The organism is Nocardiopsis sp. TNDT3, from assembly GCF_003427465.1.
Lineage (GTDB): Bacteria > Actinomycetota > Actinomycetes > Streptosporangiales > Streptosporangiaceae > Nocardiopsis > Nocardiopsis dassonvillei.
In genome coordinates, this window is sequence record NZ_QPFC01001318.1 from 1 (window position 1) to 3,010 (window position 3,010).

The 3,010-nt window shown below is 71.2% G+C and carries 3 protein-coding genes and 1 riboswitch; of the genes, 1 reads left to right on the forward strand and 2 read right to left on the reverse strand.

The features are described from left to right. Nucleotides 1–44: 44 nt before the first annotated feature. Both DQW06_RS27335 and thrC read right to left on the reverse strand, forming a co-directional pair. The gene (locus DQW06_RS27335; protein WP_013155203.1) at nucleotides 45–323 is read right to left on the reverse strand and encodes a ubiquitin-like small modifier protein 1; all 279 of its coding nucleotides are present in this window, start codon (nucleotides 321–323) and stop codon (nucleotides 45–47) included. Between the two features lie 222 nt (nucleotides 324–545). After that, nucleotides 546–1,805, reverse strand: a complete 1,260-nt coding sequence (gene thrC / locus DQW06_RS27340; RefSeq protein ID WP_117199568.1) for a threonine synthase — start codon at nucleotides 1,803–1,805, stop codon at nucleotides 546–548. A gap of 13 nt (nucleotides 1,806–1,818) precedes the next feature. After that, a riboswitch (SAM riboswitch) is annotated at nucleotides 1,819–1,960 on the reverse strand. Between the two features lie 283 nt (nucleotides 1,961–2,243). On the opposite strand from thrC, the gene DQW06_RS27345 reads away from it, so the two are divergent. Beyond that, nucleotides 2,244–3,010: trehalose-6-phosphate synthase (locus DQW06_RS27345; protein WP_198662565.1), on the forward strand; the 767-nt coding region annotated here is incomplete at its 3' end.

Consider the following 3,010-nt stretch of genomic DNA (forward strand, 5'->3'; position numbering starts at 1 on the left):
GCCCCGGCGCCCTGTCGCGCCGCGGCCGCCCCTCACGCCGGGGCTCAGCAGCCCCCGGCGACCGCCGGGATGATGGAGACCTGGGCGCCGTCGGCGACCTCGGTCTGCAGGCCCTTCTCGAAGCGCACGTCCTCGTCGCCGATGTAGACGTTGACGAAGCGGCGCACCTTGCCGCTGTCGTCCAGGATGCGGGCGCGGATGCCGGGGTAGTTGGCCTCCAGGTCGTCGAGGACCTCGGCCAGGGTGGCGCCCTCGGCGGAGACCTCGGAGGCGTCGTTGGTGTAGGTGCGCAGGATGGTGGGCACGCGGACGCTGGCGCTCATGGCGGACTTCCTTACTCGTGGGAGATGACGGGTGGTCGGGGCGGCCTGAGCCTGCTCTTACGGGGCCTCAGCGCCGGAGGGGTCGCTCGGGCGCCCGAACAACGAAAGTGCCGGGCTTCGCGTCCGTGGGGGGCGGTAACCCGCCTCGTCGCGTGGCGCCCCTGCGGGCGACGGCGGGCGACGGGCGGGCCGAAGCGAAGCGGAGGCCCCGGAGGACACTGTCTAGGCCAGACCGGCGTCGGTGAAGGCGCTCAGCGACGGCTTGATCGTGGCGCTCACCCCGGCGTCGACGGCGTTCAGGGTCTTGAGCCCGTCACCGGTGTTGAGCACGACCGTCTCGGCCTTCGGGTCGAGCCTGCCCTCGCGGACGAGCTTGCGCAGCACGCCGGTGGTGACGCCGCCCGCGGTCTCGGCGAAGATGCCCTCGGTGCGGGCGAGGAGCTTGATGGAGTCGACGATCTCGTCGTCGCCCACGTGCTCCACCGATCCGCCCGTGCGCTTGGCGATGTCCAGCACGTAGGGCCCGTCGGCCGGGTTGCCGATGGCCAGCGACTTGGCGATGGTGTCGGGCTTGACCGGCTGGATGACGTCGATGCCCTTGTCCCAGGCCTGCGCGACCGGGGAGCAGCCCGTGGCCTGGGCGCCGAAGATCCGGTACGGGCGGTCCTCGACCAGGCCGAGCTTGACCAGTTCCTGGAAGCCCTTGTCGATCTTGGTGAGCTGGGAGCCGGACGCGATCGGGACGACGATCTGCTCGGGCAGGCGCCAGCCGAGCTGCTCGGCGATCTCGTAGGCCAGCGTCTTGGAGCCCTCGCCGTAGTAGGGGCGCAGGTTGACGTTGACGAAGCCCCAGCCCTCGCCCACCGGGTCGCCGATGAGCTCGGAGCAGAAGCGGTTGACGTCGTCGTAGTTGCCGTCGATGGCCACGACCTTGCCGCCGTAGACGGAGGCCATGACGACCTTGGCCTCCTCCAGCCCGGCGGGGATGAACACGCAGGACTCGAACCCGGCGCGCGCGGCGGCGGCGCCGACGGCTCCGGCCAGGTTGCCGGTGGAGGAGCAGGACAGGGTGGTGAACCCGAAGGTGCGGGCGGCCTCGACGGCGATGGCGACCACGCGGTCCTTGAAGGAGTGCGTGGGGTTGCCGGAGTCGTCCTTGACGTGGAGGGAGTCCAGGCCCAGCTCGGCCGCGAGGCGGTCGGCCCGCACCAGCGGGGTCAGGCCGGGGGCCATGTTGGGCAGCTCGGCGACGTTGGCCGGGACGGGCAGGAGGGAGCAGTAGCGCCAGATGCTCTTGGGGCCGCTCTCGATGTCGGCGCGGGTGACGGTCCCGAAGTCGTAGGCGACCTCAAGGGGGCCGAAGCAGAACTCGCAGGCGAACCGGGGGGTGAGTTCGTAGCGCTCGCCGCACTCGCGACAGGAGAGCGCGGTGCCGGGGCCGAAGGAGCGGGCGGCGGTGGGTTCGGTGGCGGCAATCGCCATGGCGAGGCGTCTCCCCTCATCTTTCCTGGCGGACACCTTGTCCCCAGGCCGGAGTTGGCACCTGTCCCAGCCGTCCCGCGGGTTCGCGGGTGTCACATGCTGGAATGGTTGCCGGGGCTTCGCAGGGCCGGTCCCTCCACCCCTCTGGATGAGCAATATGAAGTTTTGCGCTGGTCCTGTCGGATCCGCACCGCAACTGTAACGGAGGTGCCGGCCGGTTTTCCACGCCTGGTGACCCGGGTAACACGAAACGGCTCACATGGTGAGACGGCGCTGGTCCGGGCCGGGAGGGCGCACCCCCGGCGCGCTGGACGTGTGACGCGCACCCCCGCTGACCCGCGCGGGGTTTGGGGCGGCTGTCGACAGGCGAGACATAGGATGCGACCCCCTTTCACCACCGCCCCACCCCGATCGCTTTTTCTCCGAGAGGACGACCACGTGGACAAGGCACAGATCCTCATCGCCTCCAACAGAGGGCCCGTGTCCTTCTCGACCGCCGACGACGGCTCGCTGGAGCATCGGCGCGGCGGGGGCGGACTGGTGTCGGGGATGATCTCGGTCGCCACCGAGATCGACAGCATCTGGGTGTGCGCCGCCCTGTCCGACGCCGACCGGCGGGCCGCGGCGGAGGCGCCGCAGGCCCGGCTGGACCAGGCTTACGACCTGGACGGCATGCGGGTCCACATGCTGGACATCCCCCGGCAGACCTTCGACGGCGCCTACACCGGGGTGGCCAACTCGACCCTGTGGTTCGTGCAGCACATGCTGTACGACACCCCCAACAAGCCGTCCTTCGGTTCGCGCTTCCGGCGGACGTGGGAGGACTACACCGCCTACAACAACGCGTTCGCCGAGGCCCTGGTGGCCGGTGCCGCCGAGGGCGCCCGCGTCGCCGTGCAGGACTACCACCTGGCGCTGGTGCCGCGGATCCTGCGCGCGCGCCGCCCCGACCTGCGCATCGCGCACTTCTCACACACCCCGTGGGCTCCCCCGGAGTACTTCCGGATGCTGCCCGGTCAGGTCGCGCGCGAGCTGCTGGAGGGCATGCTGGGCGCGGACCGGCTGGGCTTCCTCAGCCCGCGCTGGGCGGACGCGTTCCTGCGCTGCTGCGAGGAGATCCTGCGCGCGAAGGTCGACTTCGAGCGGCGCACCGTGGAGCACGGCGGCCGGGTGGTCGGGGTGGGCGTGCACGCCCTGGGCGCGGA

What these genes read in the sequence shown, in the direction of transcription:
- DQW06_RS27335 (WP_013155203.1), bottom strand. Translation starts at nt 323, where the DNA reads ATGAGCGCCAGCGTCCGCGTGCCCACCATCCTGCGCACCTACACCAAC.
- thrC (WP_117199568.1), bottom strand. Translation starts at nt 1,805, where the DNA reads ATGGCGATTGCCGCCACCGAACCCACCGCCGCCCGCTCCTTCGGCCCC.